The sequence below is a fragment of the Pseudomonas sp. LBUM1649 genome, from assembly GCF_059716155.1.
Genome location: NZ_CP166807.1, coordinates 4185258 through 4206767 on the forward strand (window position 1 = coordinate 4185258; position 21510 = coordinate 4206767).

Sequence of the window (21510 nt, forward strand, 5' to 3'; positions counted from 1 at the left end):
CGGCCACCGATGGTTTCGCCCTTACTGTAGGAGCGAGCTCGCGATGGTCGTCAACGATGACGCTGGGCACCTGACAATCCTCAGTGCTCTCAGGTTTTTCGCGAGCAGGCTCGCTCCTACTGGGTCCGCCGCGATGGGCCATCCCTGGCCCAGCGCGGCTAAACCGGCGTCCTGCCGGTTTACCCACTGCGCAATGCCTGCGTTCGGCCATCGTGGTTTAACGGGGCGCCCAAATCTAAAGCCAAAGCGAGGCGGCCTGACAGCCGACCTGACTTTTGCAGATACCCCCCACTCCCCTGTGGGAGCGAGCCTGCTCGCGATGGACGCCAACGATAACGTTGGCTGTCTGGATGAACGCGTTGTCCGGACGTTCATCGCGAGCAGGCTCGCTCCCACAATTGGATCGCGGACAGACCTGCAATCAGGTCGGCTATAAGGCCGCCTTGCTTTGGCTTTTGATCTGGCTTTTGATTTTCTTGCCCCCTCACGCCCTGAGCCTGTCCGTCAACCTGTGACTACCTCCATCGGCGCCTCTACCAACGTTGATCCGCGCCGCGTTAAAGCCTGCAAGTAAGCCATTTCGTCATAGACGGTGCCGTTTTTCCAGCAGCGATAGACGATTCTGATCCACTTGAAAGCAAGTGCTCTCAGGGTCGCCTGGTATGAGCAGCCTTTAGCCCGCTGCTGCCGATAATAAGCCTCGGCCCACGTTGATTGAGTGATGCTGTGAGCGGCCCATTCGACAAAGGTCTGACGCAAGAAGGTTGAGCATTGGTAGCGCCAATACACGACTTTCTTCTTTCCGCTACGCTCGGTAACGGGTGCGATTCCGGCATATCGCTGCATCGCATTGGCGTCGCTAAATCGATCACGCTGTTCACCAAAAGCCACCATCAGGCGCGGCGCAAGATGTTGGCCGGCGCCAGGGAGTGCCTTAAAGATCGGGTAATCGGCCAAGGTGCTGGCCGTTTCTTCGATCTCGCGATCAAAATCCTTGATGGTGGAAAGGAGCCCTTTGAGTTGCGACGCCAAGGCTGTTGCGTACAACTGCGAAGGACGTATTACCCCCGGGTCCTGTGTCAAAGGCATCGCTTGGGTGATGATTTCCCAGCGCGTTTGATTGAGTTGAGCGTGACGAGCGTTGTGCTCATTAAAGAACTTGAGAAAAGTACTCTGGCGAGAACGCTTGATGTGCTCAAGCGTGGGCCAGCGCATCAGAAAGTCACAGAACACCACGGTGTCATGACTGCTAAACAGCTCCAGGGCCAATGGATAATACTGTTTGAGCGTACAGATCAAGCGGTTGCTGACCTTCACTCGCTCATCAACCAGTGCACGTCGATGTTCTGTCAGGCTGGCCAAAATACGCATGGCCGGGCTTTGCGGCATCAGCTGCGCAAACCGTTGGGGATAGGTGAGCAACAACTCAAGCGCCCATTGAGCATCGGTCGGATCATCCTTGGCACCGCTGCGGACAAAGGTTTTACGGTGTTTGGCCAAGGTGCTCGGATTGATTGGAAACAGGCAAAAGAACTCGTACTTTTGCAGGGCCGCCACCAACGGGCCCTTGTTGAGCTCAAGAGCAATCGCGATCGGAGCGCCGTAGCGCTCAAACAACGATTTCGCCCAACGATCAATCGATTGGGGTGTGTGGTCGATGACAGAGAAGTGCCGCCGGGTTTCCCCCGCGACCTGCAAACACACGTCATGCTTGGTATCTGCCCAATCTATTCCGACATAAGCAGTGAATTTCTGAGACAGGAGCGTTTGCATCAACAACCTCCACAGGCGCTAAAGTACATGCAGGAACATGCATGCTTACGTCCAGCGAAAGCGATATAGAGAGCCGTGTCGGGCTTTCCCTGAGTATTCGTTAGAGGGCGCAAGCGCACCTGTGGGCTCGAAGGTGAGGAGGTAATCATCGCGTGCTTGAGAGGCATATTCGTAGCCCACAGGTGCATGCTCCTTCCCTTGATTAAAACTGACTTCCAGACACCGAAGTATGGAAGAGGAAAGGAACGGACAACCTATATCGAGAGGCTTCGTTCCGGTTCTGCGCAGTGGGTAAACCGGCATGGATGCCGGTTTAGCCGCGCTGGGCCAAGGATGGCCCAGCGCGGCGGGCCCTGTAGGAGCGAGCATGCTCGCGAAAAACCTGAGAGCACCACGGGGAGTCAGGCGCCCGGGACTGTCATAAATTTTGTGTTCGGGCATAACATGTTGAAGAGGTGCATGTATGCCGACCAAAAAGAAACCGGCCCGCGAGGCCCAGCGTGACCTTCCATCCATTCCAAAAGAGCTGATCGACCAGTTCGTGAACGGTCCGATGAGTGCCGAAGCCATTCAGGACGCTTCGATGGCGTTCAAAAAGGCGCTGATTGAACGAGCCTTGGGAGCCGAACTCGGCCACCACCTTGGCTACCCTCAGGGCGCGCAGCGCCCTGAGGAGTCGAGCAACCAGCGTAATGGTAAGAGCGGCAAGACCGTGCTGACCGATGACGGCCCGCTTCGCCTGGACATCCCCAGAGACCGCGATGGCAGCTTTGCTCCGATTCTGATCCCCAAGCACGAGCGCCGCTTTACCGGCTTCGATGACAAGATTATTGCCATGTATGCACGCGGCATGAGCGTGCGCGAGATTCGTGCATTTCTATCGGAGCAATACGGCACAGATGTCTCCCATGACTTCATCAGCTCAGTCACCGATGCAGTTCTGGAAGAGGTCAGTGCTTGGCAGCAGCGACCACTTGAACCCATGTACCCAGTCATTTTCTTCGATGCTCTGCGGGTCAAAATCCGTGACGAGGGGGTGGTTCGCAACAAGGCCATTTACTTAGCCCTGGGCGTATTGCCGGACGGTACACGAGATATTCTGGGCATCTGGATTGAAACGACCGAGGGTGCCAAGTTCTGGATGAAGGTTTTCAATGACCTCAAGACTCGAGGCGTCGAAGACGTTTTGATCGCTGTCACTGACGGACTCAAAGGCATGCCAGAAGCCTTGAGTGCGGTGTTCCCTCAGACGACGCTGCAGACCTGCATCGTCCACTTGATCCGTAACAGCCTTGATTACGCGGCCTGGGATAAACGTCGCGAACTGGCCAAAGCCCTGAAGCCGATTTATCAAGCACTCAACGCTGAAGTTGCCGAGCAGGCTTTAGATGCCTTCGAATCTGGACCTTGGGGTAAACAATATCCAACGGTGGCTGCTGCCTGGAGGCGTGCCTGGGACCGAGTCATCCCGTTTTTCATCTTCCCGCCAGCCATACGAAAAGTGATCTACACCACCAACGCCATCGAGAGCATCAATGCTCAGTTGCGCAAGATCATCAAGACAAGAGGACATTTTCCAACCGATGATGCGGCGACAAAGCTGATCTGGCTGGCACTGCAAAATATCACCGCCAATTGGGGCAGTCCGGCCCATGACTGGAAGAACGCAATGAATCAGTTCGCGGTTTTGTACGGAGATCGATTCATCAGGCCAACTTGGTGAAATGAAGGCCTGCCTTACGGCAGGCTGTTACCGGCCCGCACACAAAAAATCTGACACTCTCGGCGCCCCGCGTCATCGTTGACCTCCATCGCGAGCATGCTCGCTCCTACAGTAAAGGCGAAACCATAAGTAGCCGTTACCGCAGGAACGGATATGTACTCTGTCAACGCAAGCTCCGATCCTTTGATCCTAGACCCAGGCCACCGCCAACAACCCGGCCCCCAGCACCACACACAAGGGCGAATAAACCCAAGTGTCCCAACGGGCAAATCTCGACCCCTTGACCTCCTTAAAAAAACCCACTAGTTCCGAATCGCCAATCGCCCGGGCGAACAGCAATAGCGCAATGGCGCTGATCACCCACTGCAACACTCGATGATCCACCCGCGGCAGCCACCAGCCGACCCGCAAGCACACCAACAGGGCAATGGTCAGCAACGCCGCCGCCACCAGCATCGTCATCCAGCCACGGGGTTTGAAGGCGGGCTGCAACCGCGCACCACCCTCCACCGGCACCTGCGGCACCACTGCCACGGCGGCCCGTTCACCACCCAACGCCCAATACACGTGTACCAGAGCGATCGCCGCAATTACCGTCGCCAGCCATTGAGCCAACACGAAGGTCATGGTCTGAAATCCTTGAAAGGGATTTGAACAGACTCATCCTAGTCGGCTTTTTCTGCAGTGCACGACCTCACACCAGCGACCCGACCAACGCGGCACATGGGCCATTCACAGTCAGCACCTACAGGCCGGCAGACACCTTGTCCGCGACCTCTTTGGGCAACCAGGCCTTCCAGACCTGCGGATGCGCCTTCATGAACGCTTCGGCTGCCTGACGCGGTGGCGTGTGCTTTTCACTCATCTCGGCCAGCGCCCGGTTCAACAGGTCGATGGGAAAATCGACCTTGGCGAAGAACTCGGCAATCTGCGGGTACTGCTTCTGGAACGGCGTGGACACGCCGATGGACAGCTTCGAGGGCAGCGAGCGGGTCGGTTGCGGATTCGGGTTGTCGGCGTCGGTCAGGGTTTTCCAGGCCTGCGCATCGAAGGGCGGCTCCTCCAGCTGGATCAACTTGAAGCGACCGAGCAGCGGCGTGGGCGACCAGTAATAGAACAGCACCGGTTTGCCACGGCGAATCGACGAGCTGATCTCCGCATCCAGCGCCGCTCCCGAACCGCTGCGAAAGTTCACATAGCTGTCATCGAGCCCGTAGGCCTTGAGCTTCTGCTTGTTGACCACTTCCGAGGTCCAGCCGATGGGGCTGTTGAGGAAGCGTCCCTTGTTCGGGGCTTCAGGGTCCTTGAACACGTCCTTGTATTTGGGCAGGTCGGTGACACTGCGCAAGTCCGGCGCCATCGCCTTGATGCCCTTGGCCGGGTCGCCCTTGATCACGTACTCCGGCACCCACCAGCCTTCAGTGGCGCCTTTGACCGTGTCGCCCAGGCTCGCGACCTTGCCTTCGGCCTCCGCCTTGACCCAGACCGGGCTGCGCCCCGCCCACTCTTCGCCAATGACCTGGATGTCATTGTTGGCCAGTGCGGTTTCCAGGGTGATGGTGGTGCCCGGCAAGGTATCGGTCGGCAGCCCGTAGCCCTTTTCGACGATGATCCGCAGGATATCGGTGATCAGGCTGCCGCTTTCCCAGTTGAGGTCGGCGAAGTGGATCGGTGCGCTGGCAGCCAGCACCGGAACGGGTGACGCCCACAATCCGAACGTGGCCACGACAGCGGCCAGCAACCGGCGAATGCCTTTCATGCTTGTGCACCTCGTGCTGTTCACAGCAATAGCAGGATGGCCTGGCAGAAGACCGCGAAGCCTCTGAGTACTCAGTCAACTGACTGTAGTAGAGGTTCCTGCTTTCGAGGGACGTGGATCAGTTTTCGGACGTGTCCTGCAGGCGGGCCAGTTCTCTCCTGACCATGCTGGCGTACGCCGCAGGTCGCAACGCGTAGATCTGCGAGGCCACCCAGTTCAGCCAGGCACCCTGCAGAACTGCCTTGTGCTCAAACAGACGCAGGGCCTCGGCTTGCGCACTGGCCTGGTGCTGTTGGTGGAAATCGGCGCGGGGCAGATCCACTACTCACTGGCCTTGAACGTCACCAGTTCACCCTTGCGCCACTTGGCGGCCTTGGCGGTCACGGCCTTGAGGGTCTTGGTCAGGCCTTCCTGCAGCTGCTGGTGGGCGGCGAACACCGTCACCACGCTGTGGCCTTCCTTGAACAGGATGGCATGGCCGTCGGCGGTGGTCACGAAGGCGTAGTCGCCCAGGCCGTAGACTGTCAGTTTGATGTCACGGAATTTGATTTCCAGTTTGCCGCCTTCGCGACTTGGCAACACCGACGCGCTGAAATGATCGCCGACCTTGAGTTTGAGCCCCGGTTTATCGTCCACCACCAGCGCCGATTCGGTGTCGATTTCGGCAACGTAAATGCCTTCAGCGCTCTGTTCGGTGATGTATACGAAACGAGACTGAAACTGTTTAACCAGCTTTGCGCGCAAATCACCCAGCACGAACAAAGCATGCATATCGAGATTACTTACTGCCAAGGAAACATCCCCACATCTGAAAATGACGCCGCACACGAAAAAAGCGCACAGCAAAAAAAGCGGCAATGCCGAGGTGAAGCCAGATAACCCGGGTTGAGATCCTGGATGAGCAGAGCGCTCATCCATCTCGAAGCTTGAGCAGATTACTGGATGCCGCTCACATCGTCTCGTCCGGCGTTCGACAAAGGCTGAAGGAAAACGCCCTTGGAACGGCCAGAGAAATACGGACTATCAACTTTAGTGAAAAAACTCTTATAAAAAAGCACTTTTCTTACATATCGCTAGCCAGAAATTGCTTTAGATAAGCCTTGTCCACCCACCAGTGACACTGATTCTAGAGCAGCGATGCTCACCGAGACTACCCATGACGACGTACATTACGTCGGCAAACCTACGAAAAGGACTTCATATGTGCACACTGACACACTTTGCCCATCCCCAGGCATCTTACTCCAACACCTCACCTTCGCTGCACCCCGCGGTGTTTCTTGCTGCCGAAGCCGCCCCCCGGGCCCCTTCGCCACCACGATTTCACGTGGTCCTGGCGGGCAACGCTTTCTTTCATATCAAGGAAACTTCCACGGGGCACGTAAGAGGTTTCCGCGGCGATCATAACCAGGCCTGCGCCCTCGCCCGCGCACTCGAGTCACGTATGTGACACTTTCGTCCCGTTTTCCCTGGAAGGTTTCGTCAGGCCGGCGACTTTACTCAGCCGCAGGCAGGCAACTGCTGCCATACTGCCCGACCAATCAAACGCGCCTTGCTGAGGCGGGCGCGTTAAACAACAATATTTTTCATGGGATGGCCGCAACGTGACGGAATTTGATATCGGCGAGTTTTTCATCAGGGGCGAAGCCAGAGAGATCGACGGCGAATACCAGGCCGTGATTGTGATGCGCGCCAAGCCGCCGCTGAAAACCGTGACCTATCATCAGGTCGAGAAAGATCGCTGGTTCAAGTCCTCCGATATCGCCGCCCTCGCCGCACAGGAATCGGCCAGGGAATTGAAGGCCGCCGTCGATGCAGGCGCCTTGAAAAACTGACACGCGGATTTGCGGTCTATGCTCACTGCTGCGTTTGAACATCGTTTTCGAATTTACTGAAGCACGGCTCCCTCAGATGAAACAGAGACGTCCTTCATCACTCTCACTCGACGCGACCGATGACCTGCAAGGAGATCAAGATGGAATCACCGACCCACGACTTGAAAGGTTTGTTCGACCAGCTCGGCCTGGATTCCAGCCAGCGAGCCATTGACGATTTCATTGCCAGCCATTCCCCCCTGCCCGACAACAAGAAACTCATCGATGCCGAGTTCTGGACCCCCCAACAGGCAGGCTTCCTCAAAGAACAACTGCGTGAAGACGCCGACTGGGCGCGGGTGGTCGACGACCTGAACCTGCGCATGCATCAGGTCCACTAGAATCAGGCACAGTGCAGGCTATCGAGTTTTTCGCGGTTGGATTCTGCGCCGCGGGCGATCGCCCCGGATCAATAGAAGTTTCACAGGAATTGCAGACAGCAAAAAGCAAAGATCGCAGGCTGCGGCAGCTCCCAAGGTTTCATGTGAACCTGTGGGAGCTGCCGCTGGCTGCGATCTTTTCCAGGCATCCCGGGTTAATGGGGCTACCCAACAGAATCAGGCCTGACGCTGGTGCTTGTCGATCTGCTCGTGACGTTCTTGAGCTTCGATGCAGTACTTGGTAGTCGGGCTGATCAGCAGGCGCTTGAGGCCAATCGCCTCGCCGCTGTCATCGCACCAGCCGAAGCTGTCTTCCTTGATGCGTTCCAGGGCTTGTTCCAACTGAGGCAGCATGCGCTGATCACGATCGATCGCGTTCACCAGCCAGGTGCGCTCTTCTTCGACGGAAGCGGCGTCAGCCGGGTCGGCCGGGGTGTCCAGGCTTTCGATGGCGATGCGGTTCTGTTCGATGCGCTCATGGGTTTCGACTTTCATGTTCTGCAACAGCTCAGAGAAAAAAGCATGTTGCTCGGCATTCATGTAGTCATCCGCCGGCATGGCCAGCAACTTGTCCTTTGTCATTGATATCTCTATAAAAAAACGTGCATTAAGGCGAATTAGGGAGCGTTGCGGCGGACCATCGAAGGTCATCGCAAAGGCGCCGTTTATACCAAGCGCCACCCGGCACTCAATTTACGAGGGGCGGCAGTCTAAGGCCGACTTGAGGCCTCAGCAACTGAAAAGACAGCGAATTTGTCCGACAAAGCCTCGAAAATGCTCTATGGCGGGCATCCAGGCGGATATCGGAGTGCGTTTATAGCAAGAAATTCAATCCTGCGAAGCTTATATAGAAGACAAACCGCTGAGCTGCATACCCCGGTTTGCAGGTCGATCGGGCTCAGCTATGGTTGTGGCTCGCGAAATGGCTATCTCAAGGAGCGGTTATATGAAGCTGATCGGCATGCTGGATTCACCTTACGTGCGACGCGTCGCCATTTCTGCCAAGCGCCTGGGCATCCCCCTGGAGCACGAATCGGTGTCGGTGTTCAGGACCTTCGAGCAATTTCGCCAAATCAACCCGGTGGTCAAGGCGCCTACCCTGATACTGGATGACGGTGAAGTGTTGATGGATTCGACGCTGATCATCGATTACCTGGAAGCATTGGCCGGCCCGGATCGCAGCTTGATGCCTGCGGGTATCGAACATCGCCTGCGGTCATTGCGCCTGATTGGCCTGGCGTTGGCCGCCAGTGAAAAATCGGTGCAGCTTTATTATGAACGCAACCTGCGTCCGACAGAGATCCAGTTCCAGCCCTGGGTCGAGCGGGTCGAAGGGCAATTGGCGGCCGCCTATTGGGCACTGGAACGGGAACTGGAAAAGCAGCCGCTGAAAACCGATGGTTTGATTGACCAGGCTGGTATTACCCTCGCGGTGGCGTGGAGCTTTACCCAGTACGTAGTGCCGGATCAGGTCGCAGTGGAGCGGTTCCCGAGGATCGGTGCGTTCACCGACTATGCCGAGGGGCTTGAGGTGTTTATCGACACTCCGATTGACTGACGGCATAACGGCCACCATCGCATCGCCAGCAAGCCGGCTCCTACAGATGCGTGTCACACCTTTACATCCATATACAAAAATGCCGCTCCTGCCAAAGGCAGAAGCGGCACAGGCACGAGGCCAGGAACTATCAGTTCATGTAAACAACGCGATCAGAATGATGATCGGGATCGGTATGCCGAGAAATAGCAGCAGTAATGAACGCATGATGAATCTCCTGGGTTAGCGAACAGGTGTAGTGTTTACGTAGGTGTCGGTTTCCAGATACACCACGGCATCCCGGCGACGACCGCCGAAGGTGGCGGCAAGGCTAGCGAAGAACGCACCGGCCAGCAGCGCGACGAACATCCACAAGGTGGTCCAGGCAGCGATTTTGGCGGCGGTGTCAGCAGCCTGTTGCGCAGCCAGCTTGGCGTCGGCCACGGCTTTTTGCGTGCGGGCATAGACCTCGTCGACACGACGCTCGGCGTCCGCCTGCGTCATGTTGGTCCGCTGCGCCACCAGTTGCGCCAGGTAGGTGCGGTCTTCAGGGGACAATTGACCGTCGCTCAGAGAGCGCACGAAAATGCGCGTTACAGTGCCTCGGGCGGCGTCGTCGCTGACGGCGGCCGGCTGGTCAGTACGAAACAGGCTGTCGATGTAATAGCCGTACTGATCGCTGTCGGTGTTGGCTGCCACGGTGCCCGCCGCTGCTGTCATGGCAGTGGCGGCGCCACCGGCAACCTGCGCCCCGGCCTGTACGCCACCGCTGACAATGCTGCTGACCGAACCGGCCACCAGCGTCGCCGTCACCAGCGTCGCCACGCACCACGCAAGAAAACCGTGGGCGGTGTCGCGGAAATAAACTTCATCGCCGTGCATATAAGCCCACTTCACCCGCAGCCGACCGGCGATGTAGCCCCCGGCACCGGAAGCGACAATTTGCGTGACGGCCAGCCAGACAATCGTCGATATGCCCAGGCCCTTGGCGCTCATGCCTTCATTGGCCCACGGCGAAACCGCCGAGAACCCCAGGCCGAATCCGAGCAGCACCAGAATCAGCGACAACGCCGCCGCAGCCGCGGCCCCGGCGAAGATCGCACCCCAGGACACGCCGGACACCGTGCTCGACTCATCCGTGGCGGGATAGAAACCCTCAGAGGATCTATTCATTGTTGTATCGCTCCAGGCAGAAAGATGGTGTTACAAGTCTCAAAGGAGCAATTGCAGTCACCGTGCCAGTCGGGGGTTTTTAATAAATCCTGTTTTTTCAGCGGGTTAGAAAATTTGAACTTCCACGACCCATGCAATTTGCAATGAAGGGGTGGGCGCAGCGGGTTTTATGCATTGACCGACGATGGATTCGTCCATGAACTTTTATTTAGTAAGCCTGCGATCATTTCTTGGCAAAATGGCGCACAACGTTGTGAAAACCTAATCAGGCCAGCCCCATGACCCGCATCTTGACCATCGAAGACGACGCCGTGACAGCCCGGGAAATTGTCGCCGAACTGAGCAGCCACGGCCTCGACGTCGATTGGGTCGACAACGGTCGAGAGGGTCTTGAGCGTGCGGTCAGCGGCAACTATGACCTGATTACCCTCGACCGCATGCTGCCCGAGCTCGACGGCCTGGCAATTGTCACCACGTTGCGCACCATGGGTGTGGCCACGCCGATCCTGATGATCAGCGCCCTCTCCGACGTCGACGAGCGCGTGCGCGGCTTGCGTGCCGGGGGCGACGATTATCTGACCAAACCCTTCGCCACCGATGAAATGGCCGCCCGGGTCGAAGTCCTGCTGCGCCGCCAGAACACCGTGATCGCGCTAGCCACCACGTTGCGGGTGGCGGACCTGGAACTGAACCTGATCAGCCACGAAGCCAGCCGTGACGGCCAGTTGCTGACGCTGTTGCCCACTGAGTACAAGTTGCTGGAATTCCTGATGCGCAACACCGGGCAAATCCTCTCGCGGATGATGATTTTCGAAGAGGTCTGGGGTTATCACTTCGACCCTGGCACCAACCTGATCGACGTGCACATCGGCCGCCTGCGCAAGAAGATCGACCCACCTGGCAATGTTCCACTGATTCGAACGGTGCGAGGCTCGGGTTATGTCATTGCCGAACCCGTCTAAAGGCTGGCGCTCTTCCAGCAGTCGCTTGCTGGCGCTGTACAGTGCGCTGTTCGTGGTCTGGAGCGGGATTCTCATGGGCGTCATGTACTACGAGGTATCCGCTTACCTGGACAACCTGGCCAAGCATTCGCTGATGCAACGCCAGCACCTGTTCTCGCGCTTCCAGGGTGAACAACTGCTGGACGCCCTCGCCGTCAGCATGACTTTCGACATCCGTGGCATCGACGCCTATGGCCTGTTCGACAGCCAGCATCGCTACCTCAGCGGCGCGCTGAACCATATCCCTCACGGCTTGCCGCTGGATGGCAAGATCTACATGCTCAGCGACTGCGCCGACTCCGACGACCCTACGCTGCCCAATGACAGCTGCGACGCCGTGGCGACCCAGACCCGCGATGGCCTCTGGCTGGTGCTGGTGCGTGATAACGGCTCGCTGTTTGCCGTGACGCGGATCATTTTGCACGCGCTGTTCTGGGGGGTGACCCTGACCATCCTGCCGGGCATCGTCGGCTGGCACTTGTTGCGCCGCCGTCCGCTAAGGCGGATTCGCGCGATCCAGGCCAGCGCCGAAGCCATAGTCGCCGGTGACCTGACCCGACGTTTGCCGCTGTCCAATCGACGCGACGAACTGGACATGCTCGCCGCCATCGTCAACGCCATGCTCGAACGCATCGAGCGTCTGATGCACGAGGTCAAGGGCGTGTGCGACAACATTGCCCACGACCTGCGTACCCCCCTGACCCGCCTGCGCGCGCAGCTCTACCGCATGCAACAACAGGCCGGCGAAGGCTCGGCGCAAGCGGCCCAACTGGATCTGGTGCTTGGCGAGGCCGATACGCTGATGGCGCGCTTTCGCGGCTTGCTGCGGATTTCCGAACTGGAGGATCGCCAGCGCCGTTCCGGCTTTGTGCAGCTCGACCCGGTGCCCTTGCTGCAGGAACTGCATGACTTCTACTTGCCCCTGGCGGAAGACGACGGCCTGACGTTTGAACTGCAACTACCGCAATCATTGCCGCCACTCAATGGCGACCGCGCCTTGCTCTTTGAGGCCATAGCCAATCTGTTGAGCAACTCGATCAAATTCACCCCGCCCGGTGGCCAGGTGATTTTGCGTGGGGTCAATGAACGCGGACATACCCGCATCGAAGTACTCGACTCCGGCCCCGGTATTCCAGAGGCTGAACGGGTGGCGGTGTTCCAGCGTTTCTATCGGGCCGAGGCGGGCAATCAGAAAAGCGGTTTCGGGTTGGGGCTGTCGATCGTCGCGGCGATTGTGAGCCTGCACGGGTTTGCGCTGGAGGTGGGGACGAGTGAGTTGGGTGGGGCGAAACTGGTGCTGGATTGCGGGCAGAGTTTGATTACGCAGACCTAGCAACGAACAACCACTGTGGGAGCGAGCCTGTGGCGAGGGGATTTATCCCCGTTGGGCTGCGAAGCGGCCCCAGCATTCCTTCAGGCACACCGAGTTGTCTGGCTTTGCGACTGCTTCGCAGCCCAACGGGGATAAATCCCCTCGCCACACAGGCTCGCTCCTACAAGGGGTTTTGTGGTGTTTGTCAGGCCGGGTAATTGGCCCGAAGTGCCTCAAGGCCACCCTGATAGATCCCGGTAAACAACGCCACCACTTCCTCATCACTCACACCGACCGGCTCAAACCGACCGAACCAGGTCACCCGGGCGCCCTGCCCCTGCGCTTCAACGCGGATCGTCGCCAGATAATCAGTCGCCGGAAACGGCGCCTGCAAGATCGAGTAACTGTAGGTTTTGCCGTCATTGTCGAACGCTTGCAGACGTTCGATCACCACCGCGCCGTCCGCCGTCTGCAGGCTGCGCACGCGCCCGCCTTCGCTGAGCTCACTCTTGGGAATGAACGGCAGCCAGTCCGGCAGCGAGTTGAAGCCGCCGATCAATTGCCAGACCTGATCGGCCGAGGCCGGGATGTCGATGAATGCTGATGCAGTTGCCATGTAATGCTCTCTCTTAATCTAGCAGGTTCAGATGGCCAGGCTGTCGACGACGCCGCCGTCGACTCGCAAAGCGGCGCCAGTGGTGGCCGAGGATAGCGGCGAAGCGATGTACGCCACCAGGTTCGCCACTTCCTCGACATTCGCCACGCGCTGGATGATCGACGTCGGCCGCGCCTTGCGCACAAAGGCGTCGGCTTCTTCCTGAACACTGCGACCGGACGCGGCTATGGCATCCTTGAGCATCAGCTCCACGCCGTCGGTCAACGTCGGGCCCGGCAGGATCGCGTTGACCGTTACCCCAGTGCCCGCCAGCCGTTTGGCCAGTCCGTGGGACACCGCCAGGTTGGCGCTTTTGGTCACGCCATAGTTGAGCATGTCTGCGGGGATCGCGATCCCGGATTCCGAAGACAGGAAAATCACCCGCCCCCAGCCCTGCTTGACCATGTCCGGCACGTATTGCCGGGACAGGCGTACACCGGAGATCACGTTGACCTCATAGAAGCGCGTCCACTCACTATCGGGCGTGTCGAAGAAATCCACCGCGTTGTAGATCCCAAGGTTGTTTACCAGAATGTCTGCCCGTGGTTCGGCGGCGAACAGTTTCTCGGCGCCTTCAGCCGTACCGAGATCCGCCGTCAGCCCGCGCAGTTGTGCGCCGGGCACCTGCTGGCGAATGCTCGCCAGTGCCTGCTCGACCTTGTCCGTCTCACGGCCGATCACCACTACCGTGGCGCCGGATTCGGCCAGCGCCTTGCTGATGCCCAGGCCAATGCCGGCAGTGCTGCCGCTGACGATCGCCAGTTTTCCACTCAGATCGATTTTCATGCTCAAGCTCCAATGATCGGCAACGGTGCGCGCTCGGACACCAGCTTCGCTTCACGCATCGCTTGCCAGAAAGCGGCGGGAATCACCGCCGACAAAGCGGCCACATCTTCGGCAATCCGCTCCGGGCGACTAGAGCCTGGAATCACCGCTGCCACGGCCGGGTTGGCCAACGAGAACTGCAACGCCGCCCCCTTGATGTCGACACCATGGGCCGCCGCAATGCGTTTGATCTGCTCGACCCTGGTGATGATCGCCGAGCTGGCCTTCTGGTATTCATGTTGCCCAAGGGTGCAGTGCCGAAACCCAGTGCGCCAGGTAGTCTGTCTTTCAAGCTCATAAGTGAATCCTCTTGGTGTCAGTGGTCAGCTCAACTGACCGATGAGCAGATCCTAAATTGCGACGTTCTGACCGTCCAAGACATAATATGCAGTACTTGAGTCCCTGGAGGTCTTACATGATCGACATCCGCCAACTGCGCTACTTCGTCGCCGTCGCCGAAGAAGAGCACGTCGGTCGCGCCGCCGAACGCCTGCACATTTCCCAGTCGCCCCTGAGCCGGCAGATCGCCCAGCTCGAAGAACGCCTGGGCCTGACCCTGTTCGAGCGCAGCCAGCAACGCATCCGCCTGACCCGGGACGGCCAGACCTTCCTCGCCGAAACCCGCGCCCTGCTGACCCACGCCAATCGCTTGGAATCCCTTGGTAAACGGCTGGGGCGTGGCGAGGAAGGCGGCCTGTGCATCGGCTACATCGAATACGCCATGCACGCCGGCGTCCTGCCCAATGCCTTGCGCGTGCTGCGAAGCGAGCGGCCGAACGTGCACGTCGCGCTGTACAACATGAGCTCCAGCGAACAACTCGAAGGCCTGCGTCAGCGTAGTCTGGATATCGCCCTGGTCAGCGTGCCGCCGACCGATGACGACCCTGACCTGCTGGGCTTTCAGGTGCTGGACGACCCGATGTTGCTGGCGCTGCCCGAACATCACCCGCTGGCCAGCCAGGCGCAACTGACCGCCGCCGACCTTGCCAAGCAGGAATGGATCGGCGTGCAGCACCAACAGAATGTCACCAGCCGCGAAAACTTCGTCAGCGCCTGCATCCGCGCCGGCTTCACTCCGGATATCCGCATGGAAGCCACCGGCCCCTTCACCGCAATGGCTCTGGTGGCCTCGGGGCTGGGCATCGCCATGATTCAGAAAGGCCTGAGCCGCAACGCACCGCCGGGCGTGGTGCTGCGGGAAGTGCCGTGGATTCCCCTCACCAGACCGCTGTGGGCGGCGTGGCACCGGATCAATCTGCGGCCATTGGTGGAGACGTTCAGGAAGGTGCTGACCGAGCCGCGGCCGGTTCCTGCCTAGTGCACAACCACTGTGGGAGCGAGCTTGCTCGCGATGGCACTCTGGCAGGCGAAAATGATGTCGCCTGACACTCCGCCATCGCGAGCAAGCTCGCTCCCACATGGACCGCGTTTAACATCGATTAATACTATTTGTTTAAAAGAGCTGTAGGTTAATTGATGAAAGCTACAACGCCTTGCGTCATTGCCTACGGTTACGCCAGAATCCGCCGGCTTGTGCGCCTTGAGGCCGGGCTCTATCGTTTGCCGGTCGCTGAAAACACAGCGATCGGGTTTGGTAGCCCGTCTTCTCATATGGCGTATAGCGCCACCCTTTTCAGGTCCTTTTTCGGTACTTGATTCAATGGTGGCTATGCGCAGGGTGCCCTCGGGCGCGCCGGTTTTTCCATATGGGCCGGTCTACCAACCTTCGTATGGCCACCACCCTTCGTTTGGTAGCGAAAGTGATGGCTCCATTATTCCCATATGGAGTTTCATCTATGCTCAAGATCACACCCGATCCGCCACACACCCCCTCCACGATGTTCACCATCAACCCGCAAATCAACACCGAAACCCTGCTTGCCCATGCCTGCGAATCACTGGCCTCGGCCAATGTCATGGCCAACGATCTGGCCGGCTTTCTACAGGGATCGCACCGCAATACCCTGCTGGGCATTGCACAAGTCATCATGCTGGGCGAACTGGCGGTGAACCGCGCACTGGATCAGCTCGACCCGCCTTAGCAGGTACTGCCAAGCTCCGTGGCGAGGGGCCAAGCTCCCTGGCCACGGAGAATCATCGGCCGAAAAACCTAGCAGTTCTGATAGTTCCAACTAGCAGCGCAAAAACCAATACTGAACGCCTGCCTGTTGGACCCTTGGAGCACTCGCCCATGCCATCGTCACACGAGTCCCTACTATGCCAGTATCGCTACGACGCCCTCGACCGGCTGATTGGCCATGCCCCAGCGAACGAAGCACAGCATCAGCGTTTCTATTGCGAAAGCCGTCTGGCTACCGAGATACAAGGCGCGCTTCGCCACTCCATCGTTCAGCACGGCGACTTGTTGCTGGCGCAAAGATCTGGTGATGCACTCGACACCACGCTGTTGGCCACCGATCAGCAGCATTCGGTGTTGCATGTAGTTTCCGAAGCGGATCAACAGCAAAAATCCATCGCGTATTCACCCTATGGTCACGGTTTTGCTGAAAATGGGTTGCTCAGTTTGTTGGGGTTCAATGGCGAACGTCCCGATCCGGTGACGGGGCATTATTTGTTGGGAAATGGTTATCGGGCATTCAATCCGGTGCTGATGCGTTTCAACAGTCCGGACAGTTGGAGTCCGTATGGAAGGGGTGGATTGAATGTATATGCATATTGCTTGGGTGATCCCATTAACAGACATGATCCCGATGGACACGCCCCCTTAATGTTCGGATTGGATCAAGCGCTAAATATCCTTAATAAAAAAATTACTCGTTTCTTCGCCTCCAAGCCCAGAAAGCCAGAAGACTATAGCATTCTACAAAACACAAAAAAAGATATGCTAGTCTTCGAACAAAGAGAGTACGCCAATGCTCAATTTCACCATGACGAATTCGATACAATTAAAACAATATCAAACCTAGAAGACGTTAAAGCACTCAACATTACACCTCACAAGTTTATATTTACAAATGAGGGGAAACTTATCGTTGGCACACCGTTGAAAAAACTTGATCCAGAAGGAGAAATGATTTACATGAGCCATGCAGTTCTTAGCGAACCCTCTCAAAGCCAGAGAATTATTAGTGCCGGATATCTTACCCCTACAACCGAATCCCACATAACTATAAACAATAGATCCGGACACTATTTACCGCGATTCAAAAGACTAAATCCAGTTTCCAGTTTTCTAAAAGGAATGAACGCCAAAGTTACTAAAATACGCCACGTGCAAATAAAAGCGAAAAAATGATAAGGAATAAAAATACAATCACCAGAACCCTTGCAACTCAAGGGCGATTGCGACTCGTTGCTACGAGGCAGGTTGAGCTTATCTACCCCCACTCTCTCAAGGTTTGGTGCTTTACTGAGAAGATTCCCCAAACCCCACCGAGCCCCCACCCATGAACCGCAACGACCTGCGCCGCGTGGACATGAACCTGTTGGTGATTTTCGAAACCCTGATGTTCGAAAAAAACCTGACCCGCGCCGGAGAAAAGCTGTTCCTCGGCCAGCCCGCCGTCAGTGCGGCACTCGCCCGGTTGCGCGATTTGTTCGACGACCCGCTGCTGGTGCGCAACGGGCGGGTGCTGGAGCCGACCCCGCGGGCCCTGGTGATTCTCAAGGAGCTGCAACCGGCAATGGACACCATTTCCGGGGCAGTCAGCCGGGCCAAGGATTTCGACCCGTCCATCAGCCGCGATGTGTTTCGCATCGGCCTGTCTGACGATGCCGAGTTCGGCCTGTTCCCGCCGCTGCTCAAACAGATCCGCGAAGAAGCGCAGAACGTCGTGGTAGTGGTGCGCCGGGTCAATTACCTGTTGATGTCGTCGATGCTTGCCAGCGGTGAGGTTTCCGTCGGCATCAGCTACACCACGGAGCTGCCGGCCAACGCCAAGCGCAAGAAGCTACGGGATCTGAGCGTCAAGGTCCTGCGCGGCGATGACCGGCCTGGCCCCCTGACCCTGGATGAATTCTGCGAGCGTCCCCACGCACTGGTGTCGTTTTCCGGGGATCTGAGCGGCGCCATCGACAATGACCTGGCGCGCATCGGTCGCTCCCGTCGCGTGGTCCTGGCAGTGCCGCAGTTCTCAGGCCTGCGCGCCTTGCTGGCGGGCACCGACATGCTGGCCTCGGTGCCCGATTACGCAGCCGGCGCGCTGATCGATGGCAGCAGCCAGCTGCGCGCCGACGACCCGCCGTTCGAGATCGTGCCGTCCGAACTGTCCATGGTCTGGAACGGCGTCAACGATAACGATCCGGCAGAACGTTGGTTGCGCTCGCGAATAGTGGAGCACATGTCGGCGCCACTGCCGGGGCATTGAGCGAGTTGAATCTCGGGTCGGTCTCGCGCAGGTAGATCGGCATGTCCGTCATCGGCGGCATGGCCGGGATTTCGAAGTACATCTGGATCACCCAACCCCGGTGATAGCTGGCGTGATTGACCACGTGCATCAACATCGCGCCGGCACTCATGGTGCCGCTTTCGCCGGAAACGAAGGTGAACCTGAGGGGTTTGTCCAGCGAGGCATCGGTTTGCCTCGCGCACCAGTTGCAGTACCAGCGATCCACGTCCTGTTGCGCCAGGCGCAGCACTGGCAGCTCAGGGTGAACCAGGTCATGGGAGGTCTTGAAGCCGTGCCCTCGGCCTTCGAGGTGAGCCTGCCAGATACGGTCCACTACATAGATGTGATTGAGCGTGCCGATCATGTTCTTGAATACCCCGGCGCGTTCTTTTTCGACTTCGCCCGGCGGCAGTTGCGCCAGGTTGTCGAAGAGGCGCCGGTTGGCCCATTGTTTGTAATCGGCAAGCATGCGGGCAGTGCGTACGTTGATCATCAGACTTCTCCGATGGCGAAGAGCACATCTTCCAAGGATAGCGCTATCCACGCGTAGCGGTGCGGGCACTGATTATCGGTAGAATGCGGGCACCTGCATTTGTGGCGAGGCCGTTACCTATCCAGCGCCCCCTTCACCCGTTCAGCCAGCGCCAGGCAACTGGTCAGGCCCGCTCATACGATGCCGAACAGATTGACCAGCCCTGGCATCCCATGCTTCAACTGTGCGGGCATCTGGTGTGGCACCGTAATAGATGCCGGCGTGGATAACCGGCGCCAAACAACGACAGGGGAACTCCAGACGACCACCACGCATCCTAAAGGTGAGGTACTTCCTTTTTGCGTCACGCCTTCAGAGGACACCGTCATGCGCCGTCTGATTATCATTTCTTCCATTTTGCTGTGCTTACCCGTCGGCTCCGCGATGGCCAAGGTGGATGCAAAAGATGTCGCCACGTCGGCCGGGGTTTCCGCCTCGCTGTACTCGACGTTCAAGGACCACAAACTGATGATTCCCGCCCGGGATGACGCCTCCAGCTTCGTGGCCAGTGGCGGTGCAATTCGCGGCGCTTATCTGGAGCAGGTATTGCAGCGGATTCGCCAGGAACATCCAGACCTCAACAGCGCTAGCGACGAAGATCTGGCTCGCGCCATCCTCGTCCAGGAAGGCGTGCCGGCTGGTCAATAGCAAAGATCAAAAGATCGCAGCCTCGCTTCGCTCGACAGCTCCTACAGGGGATTAACGTCACCTCTAGGAGCTGTCGAGCGAAGCGAGGCTGCGATCTTTTAGTTAACGATAACGCGCCGCTGCCGTGGAATTGCCGAACAACCCGGAAAGCACCTGGCGCTGGGCTTCGTAGCGATCCCACTGCTCCCCGTCGTGCAATCCCGGAATGGTCACCACTTCCCCCATCTCCAGCCCCACCAGTGCGGCATCGACCATGTCTTCGGCGGACATCACGATCTCCTGTGGCAGGTTCTCGACCGGATTGCCGGCCTCACTCCAGAAGTCGGTGGCGGTCGCGCCCGGCAGTACGGCCTGGATACGAATGCCTTTATCTGCCAGTTCACGATGCATCGATTGGCTCAGCCCCAGGACAAAGGCCTTGGTCCCGCCGTATACGCCGTTGAGGATTTCCGGAGCGATGGCGACGATCGAGGAAATGTTGATCACGGTCCCGGCACCACGCGCGACGAAGCCCGGTACCGCAGCAAAGGCCAGGCGTGTCAGCGCGGTGATGTTGAGGGTGATCATGTCTTCCATGTCATCCACGGGGCTGCCGAGCAACGGCATGACCGCGCCGACTCCGGCGTTGTTGACCAACAGGGTGATGCTAGCGTCGCTACGCAGAATCTGTTCGACCCGCAGCAAGCCGGCCTTGTCTTTCAAATCCGCGGCAACCACTTCCACAGTGCGGCCGGTCGAGTCACTCAGGTGGTTGGCCAGGGCATTGAGTTTTGCCTGACTGCGCGCGACCAGAATCAGGTCATAACCCTGCCGGGCGAGACGGTCGGCATACACCGCGCCGATGCCGGAAGAGGCGCCAGTGATCAGTGCAGTGCCTTTGGAGGAGAGAGCCATGTTCAATTTCCTTCACAGTGAGGCGAGACAGTCGCCAGCCATGAGCAGTTATAAATTGACTCGTGCCCGTCGCAAATGACGTTTAATCTACGTTTTTCGGACATCAGCGTTTTGAGGACCTGCAGATGATTAGCGTGGCGTTTGTGGTTTTCGAGGGTTTCCAGTCCATGGCGCTGGCGGCCATGTCGGTGTTCGAGTACGCCAACTTCAGCGCTGGTGAAGCCCTGTATGACGTGCGTGTACTGTCCGAAGACGGCCGCACCTTGCGCGCTTCCGGTGGCCTGAGTGTCGGCACCGAGGCGTTCGACGAGCGGGTGTTCGATACGGTGATCGTGGTCGGTGGCGACGCCATCCTCGAACAGGCACCCGAGGGCGTACTCGGCTACTTGCGTGCCAGCGCCAGAACCGCGCGCCGCACCGCGTCGATTTGCTCCGGAGCCTTTGTGATGGCCCAGGCCGGATTGCTCGAGGGCCGGCGGGCAACCACGCACTGGGCTTATGCACGGCAACTGCAAGAACGCTTTCCATCGATCAAGGTAGAAGCCGACCGTATCTACGTGATCGACGGTTCGATCTGGACCTCCGCCGGCATGACCGCCGGCATCGATCTGGCGCTGGCCATGGTCGAAAAGGACCACGGCGCCGAACTCGCACGTGCCGTGGCGCAGAAACTGGTGATGTACCACCACCGTGCCGGCGGCCAGTCACAACACTCGGCGCTGCTGGAACTGCAGCCGAAATCCGACCGCATTCAGACCGTCCTCGGCTACGCCAGGGAACACCTCGCCCAAACGTTATCGGTGGAACAACTGGCGCAGGTGGCGCGTCTCAGCCCGCGGCAGTTCAGCCGGGCATTTCGCGCCGAAACCGGCCAGTCGCCGGCTAAAGCCATCGAAAACCTGCGCCTGGAGGCGGCACGGCAGATGCTCGAACGTGGGCGCCTGACGCTTGAGCAGGTCGCTTTGGAAACCGGCTTTCTTGATCCTCGGCGCATGCGCGAAGCGTTCCTTCGAGCGTTCGGGCAGCCGCCGCAGGTGATCAGGCGCAATGCGCGGCTGGAAGTCTGATCGTTCCC

At 58.4% G+C, this 21510-nt stretch carries 25 protein-coding genes and 2 pseudogenes; 14 read left to right on the forward strand and 13 right to left on the reverse strand.

All coding sequences use genetic code 11. The features are described from left to right. Positions 1–43 precede the first annotated feature (43 nt). A pseudogene (locus tag ACA058_RS19285) lies at positions 44–121 on the forward strand (outer membrane lipoprotein carrier protein LolA); the annotation flags it as partial. 383 nt (positions 122–504) lie between these two features. Here ACA058_RS19285 and ACA058_RS19290 read toward each other — a convergent pair. Then, positions 505–1773 (reverse strand): IS110 family RNA-guided transposase, encoded by a 1269-nt coding sequence (locus ACA058_RS19290; RefSeq protein WP_497635127.1) that lies wholly within the window; start codon positions 1771–1773, stop codon positions 505–507. Positions 1774–2236: 463 nt separating this feature from the next. Between ACA058_RS19290 and ACA058_RS19295 the strand changes: the two genes are divergently transcribed. Further along, positions 2237–3496 (forward strand): IS256 family transposase, encoded by a 1260-nt coding sequence (locus tag ACA058_RS19295; protein WP_497635083.1) that lies wholly within the window; start codon positions 2237–2239, stop codon positions 3494–3496. A gap of 189 nt (positions 3497–3685) precedes the next feature. On the opposite strand, the gene ACA058_RS19300 is transcribed toward ACA058_RS19295, so the two are convergent. The 4 genes from ACA058_RS19300 to ACA058_RS19315 form a co-directional block, all read right to left on the reverse strand. Continuing rightward, complete coding sequence (locus ACA058_RS19300; protein ID WP_497635452.1) at positions 3686–4123, reverse strand: DUF3995 domain-containing protein; 438 nt, start codon at positions 4121–4123, stop codon at positions 3686–3688. 118 nt (positions 4124–4241) lie between these two features. Continuing rightward, on the reverse strand, positions 4242–5255 hold the full coding sequence (locus ACA058_RS19305) for an ABC transporter substrate-binding protein (RefSeq protein ID WP_497635453.1): 1014 nt from the start codon (positions 5253–5255) through the stop codon (positions 4242–4244). Between the two features lie 118 nt (positions 5256–5373). Beyond that, positions 5374–5577 carry a hypothetical protein gene (locus tag ACA058_RS19310; RefSeq protein WP_497635454.1) on the reverse strand — a complete coding sequence of 68 codons (204 nt, stop codon included), beginning with the start codon at positions 5575–5577 and terminating at the stop codon, positions 5374–5376. After that, positions 5577–6047, reverse strand: a complete 471-nt coding sequence (locus ACA058_RS19315; protein WP_497635455.1) for a hypothetical protein — start codon at positions 6045–6047, stop codon at positions 5577–5579. Before ACA058_RS19315 ends, ACA058_RS19310 begins: the two co-directional genes overlap by 1 nt. Positions 6048–6456: 409 nt before the next feature. Between ACA058_RS19315 and ACA058_RS19320 the strand changes: the two genes are divergently transcribed. The 3 genes from ACA058_RS19320 (at position 6457) to ACA058_RS19330 (ending at position 7470) form a co-directional block, all read left to right on the forward strand. Continuing rightward, the gene (locus ACA058_RS19320; RefSeq protein ID WP_497635456.1) at positions 6457–6705 is read left to right on the forward strand and encodes a hypothetical protein; all 249 of its coding nucleotides are present in this window, start codon (positions 6457–6459) and stop codon (positions 6703–6705) included. 154 nt (positions 6706–6859) lie between these two features. After that, positions 6860–7090 carry a hypothetical protein gene (locus ACA058_RS19325; protein WP_497635457.1) on the forward strand — a complete coding sequence of 77 codons (231 nt, stop codon included), beginning with the start codon at positions 6860–6862 and terminating at the stop codon, positions 7088–7090. Between the two features lie 140 nt (positions 7091–7230). Beyond that, positions 7231–7470, forward strand: coding sequence for a DUF2789 domain-containing protein (locus ACA058_RS19330; RefSeq protein WP_497635458.1), 240 nt, complete (start codon positions 7231–7233; stop codon positions 7468–7470). A gap of 216 nt (positions 7471–7686) precedes the next feature. Here ACA058_RS19330 and ACA058_RS19335 read toward each other — a convergent pair whose 3' ends face one another. After that, positions 7687–8091, reverse strand: coding sequence for a TraR/DksA family transcriptional regulator (locus ACA058_RS19335; RefSeq protein ID WP_007907888.1), 405 nt, complete (start codon positions 8089–8091; stop codon positions 7687–7689). A gap of 364 nt (positions 8092–8455) precedes the next feature. On the opposite strand from ACA058_RS19335, the gene ACA058_RS19340 reads away from it, so the two are divergent. Beyond that, positions 8456–9067, forward strand: coding sequence for a glutathione S-transferase (locus ACA058_RS19340; RefSeq protein ID WP_497635459.1), 612 nt, complete (start codon positions 8456–8458; stop codon positions 9065–9067). A gap of 222 nt (positions 9068–9289) precedes the next feature. Here ACA058_RS19340 and ACA058_RS19345 read toward each other — a convergent pair whose 3' ends face one another. Further along, positions 9290–10219 carry a hypothetical protein gene (locus ACA058_RS19345; protein ID WP_497635460.1) on the reverse strand — a complete coding sequence of 310 codons (930 nt, stop codon included), beginning with the start codon at positions 10217–10219 and terminating at the stop codon, positions 9290–9292. A 278-nt stretch (positions 10220–10497) separates the two neighbouring features. Here ACA058_RS19345 and ACA058_RS19350 point away from each other — a divergent pair, with 278 nt between their 5' ends. Together ACA058_RS19350 and ACA058_RS19355 are read left to right on the forward strand one after the other, a co-directional pair. Next, positions 10498–11181, forward strand: coding sequence for a response regulator transcription factor (locus tag ACA058_RS19350; protein WP_497635461.1), 684 nt, complete (start codon positions 10498–10500; stop codon positions 11179–11181). Beyond that, entirely contained in the window at positions 11159–12553 is a 1395-nt protein-coding gene (locus tag ACA058_RS19355; RefSeq protein WP_497635462.1) for a sensor histidine kinase, read from the forward strand. Before ACA058_RS19350 ends, ACA058_RS19355 begins: the two co-directional genes overlap by 23 nt. 184 nt (positions 12554–12737) lie before the next feature. Here ACA058_RS19355 and ACA058_RS19360 read toward each other — a convergent pair whose 3' ends face one another. From ACA058_RS19360 to ACA058_RS19370, 3 genes are read right to left on the reverse strand one after another with little or no spacing between them, the layout of a single operon-like run. Beyond that, positions 12738–13148: an SRPBCC family protein gene (locus ACA058_RS19360; RefSeq protein WP_497635463.1), complete on the reverse strand. Its 411-nt coding sequence runs from the start codon at positions 13146–13148 to the stop codon at positions 12738–12740. A gap of 27 nt (positions 13149–13175) precedes the next feature. Next, positions 13176–13973, reverse strand: a complete 798-nt coding sequence (locus tag ACA058_RS19365; RefSeq protein WP_497635464.1) for an SDR family NAD(P)-dependent oxidoreductase — start codon at positions 13971–13973, stop codon at positions 13176–13178. 2 nt (positions 13974–13975) lie between these two features. Further along, entirely contained in the window at positions 13976–14332 is a 357-nt protein-coding gene (locus ACA058_RS19370; protein ID WP_497639965.1) for an aldo/keto reductase, read from the reverse strand. 95 nt (positions 14333–14427) lie between these two features. On the opposite strand from ACA058_RS19370, the gene ACA058_RS19375 reads away from it, so the two are divergent. The 4 genes from ACA058_RS19375 to ACA058_RS19390 all read left to right on the forward strand — a co-directional run bounded on the left by ACA058_RS19375 (position 14428) and on the right by ACA058_RS19390 (position 18340). Beyond that, entirely contained in the window at positions 14428–15330 is a 903-nt protein-coding gene (locus ACA058_RS19375) for a LysR substrate-binding domain-containing protein (RefSeq protein ID WP_497635465.1), read from the forward strand. A gap of 478 nt (positions 15331–15808) precedes the next feature. Next, the gene (locus ACA058_RS19380) at positions 15809–16054 is read left to right on the forward strand and encodes a DUF6124 family protein (protein WP_497635466.1); all 246 of its coding nucleotides are present in this window, start codon (positions 15809–15811) and stop codon (positions 16052–16054) included. 149 nt (positions 16055–16203) lie between these two features. Continuing rightward, the gene (locus tag ACA058_RS19385) at positions 16204–17268 is read left to right on the forward strand and encodes an RHS repeat-associated core domain-containing protein (protein WP_497635467.1); all 1065 of its coding nucleotides are present in this window, start codon (positions 16204–16206) and stop codon (positions 17266–17268) included. 151 nt (positions 17269–17419) lie between these two features. Further along, on the forward strand, positions 17420–18340 hold the full coding sequence (locus tag ACA058_RS19390; protein ID WP_497635468.1) for a LysR substrate-binding domain-containing protein: 921 nt from the start codon (positions 17420–17422) through the stop codon (positions 18338–18340). Here the strand turns inward: ACA058_RS19390 and ACA058_RS19395 are convergent. Both ACA058_RS19395 and ACA058_RS19400 read right to left on the reverse strand, forming a co-directional pair. Beyond that, entirely contained in the window at positions 18261–18854 is a 594-nt protein-coding gene (locus tag ACA058_RS19395; protein ID WP_497635469.1) for a DinB family protein, read from the reverse strand. The two genes, ACA058_RS19390 and ACA058_RS19395, sit on opposite strands and share 80 nt — an antisense overlap. Before the next feature lie 173 nt (positions 18855–19027). Then, positions 19028–19090 (reverse strand): annotated as a pseudogene (locus tag ACA058_RS19400) (hypothetical protein); the annotation flags it as partial. Between the two features lie 130 nt (positions 19091–19220). Between ACA058_RS19400 and ACA058_RS19405 the strand changes: the two are divergent. Then, on the forward strand, positions 19221–19541 hold the full coding sequence (locus tag ACA058_RS19405) for a DUF2388 domain-containing protein (protein WP_497635470.1): 321 nt from the start codon (positions 19221–19223) through the stop codon (positions 19539–19541). A 102-nt stretch (positions 19542–19643) separates the two neighbouring features. Here ACA058_RS19405 and ACA058_RS19410 read toward each other — a convergent pair whose 3' ends face one another. Further along, complete coding sequence (locus tag ACA058_RS19410; protein WP_497635471.1) at positions 19644–20435, reverse strand: SDR family NAD(P)-dependent oxidoreductase; 792 nt, start codon at positions 20433–20435, stop codon at positions 19644–19646. A 125-nt stretch (positions 20436–20560) separates the two neighbouring features. Between ACA058_RS19410 and ACA058_RS19415 the strand changes: the two genes are divergently transcribed. Further along, on the forward strand, positions 20561–21502 hold the full coding sequence (locus ACA058_RS19415; protein WP_497635472.1) for a GlxA family transcriptional regulator: 942 nt from the start codon (positions 20561–20563) through the stop codon (positions 21500–21502). The last annotated feature ends 8 nt before the right edge of the window (positions 21503–21510 follow it).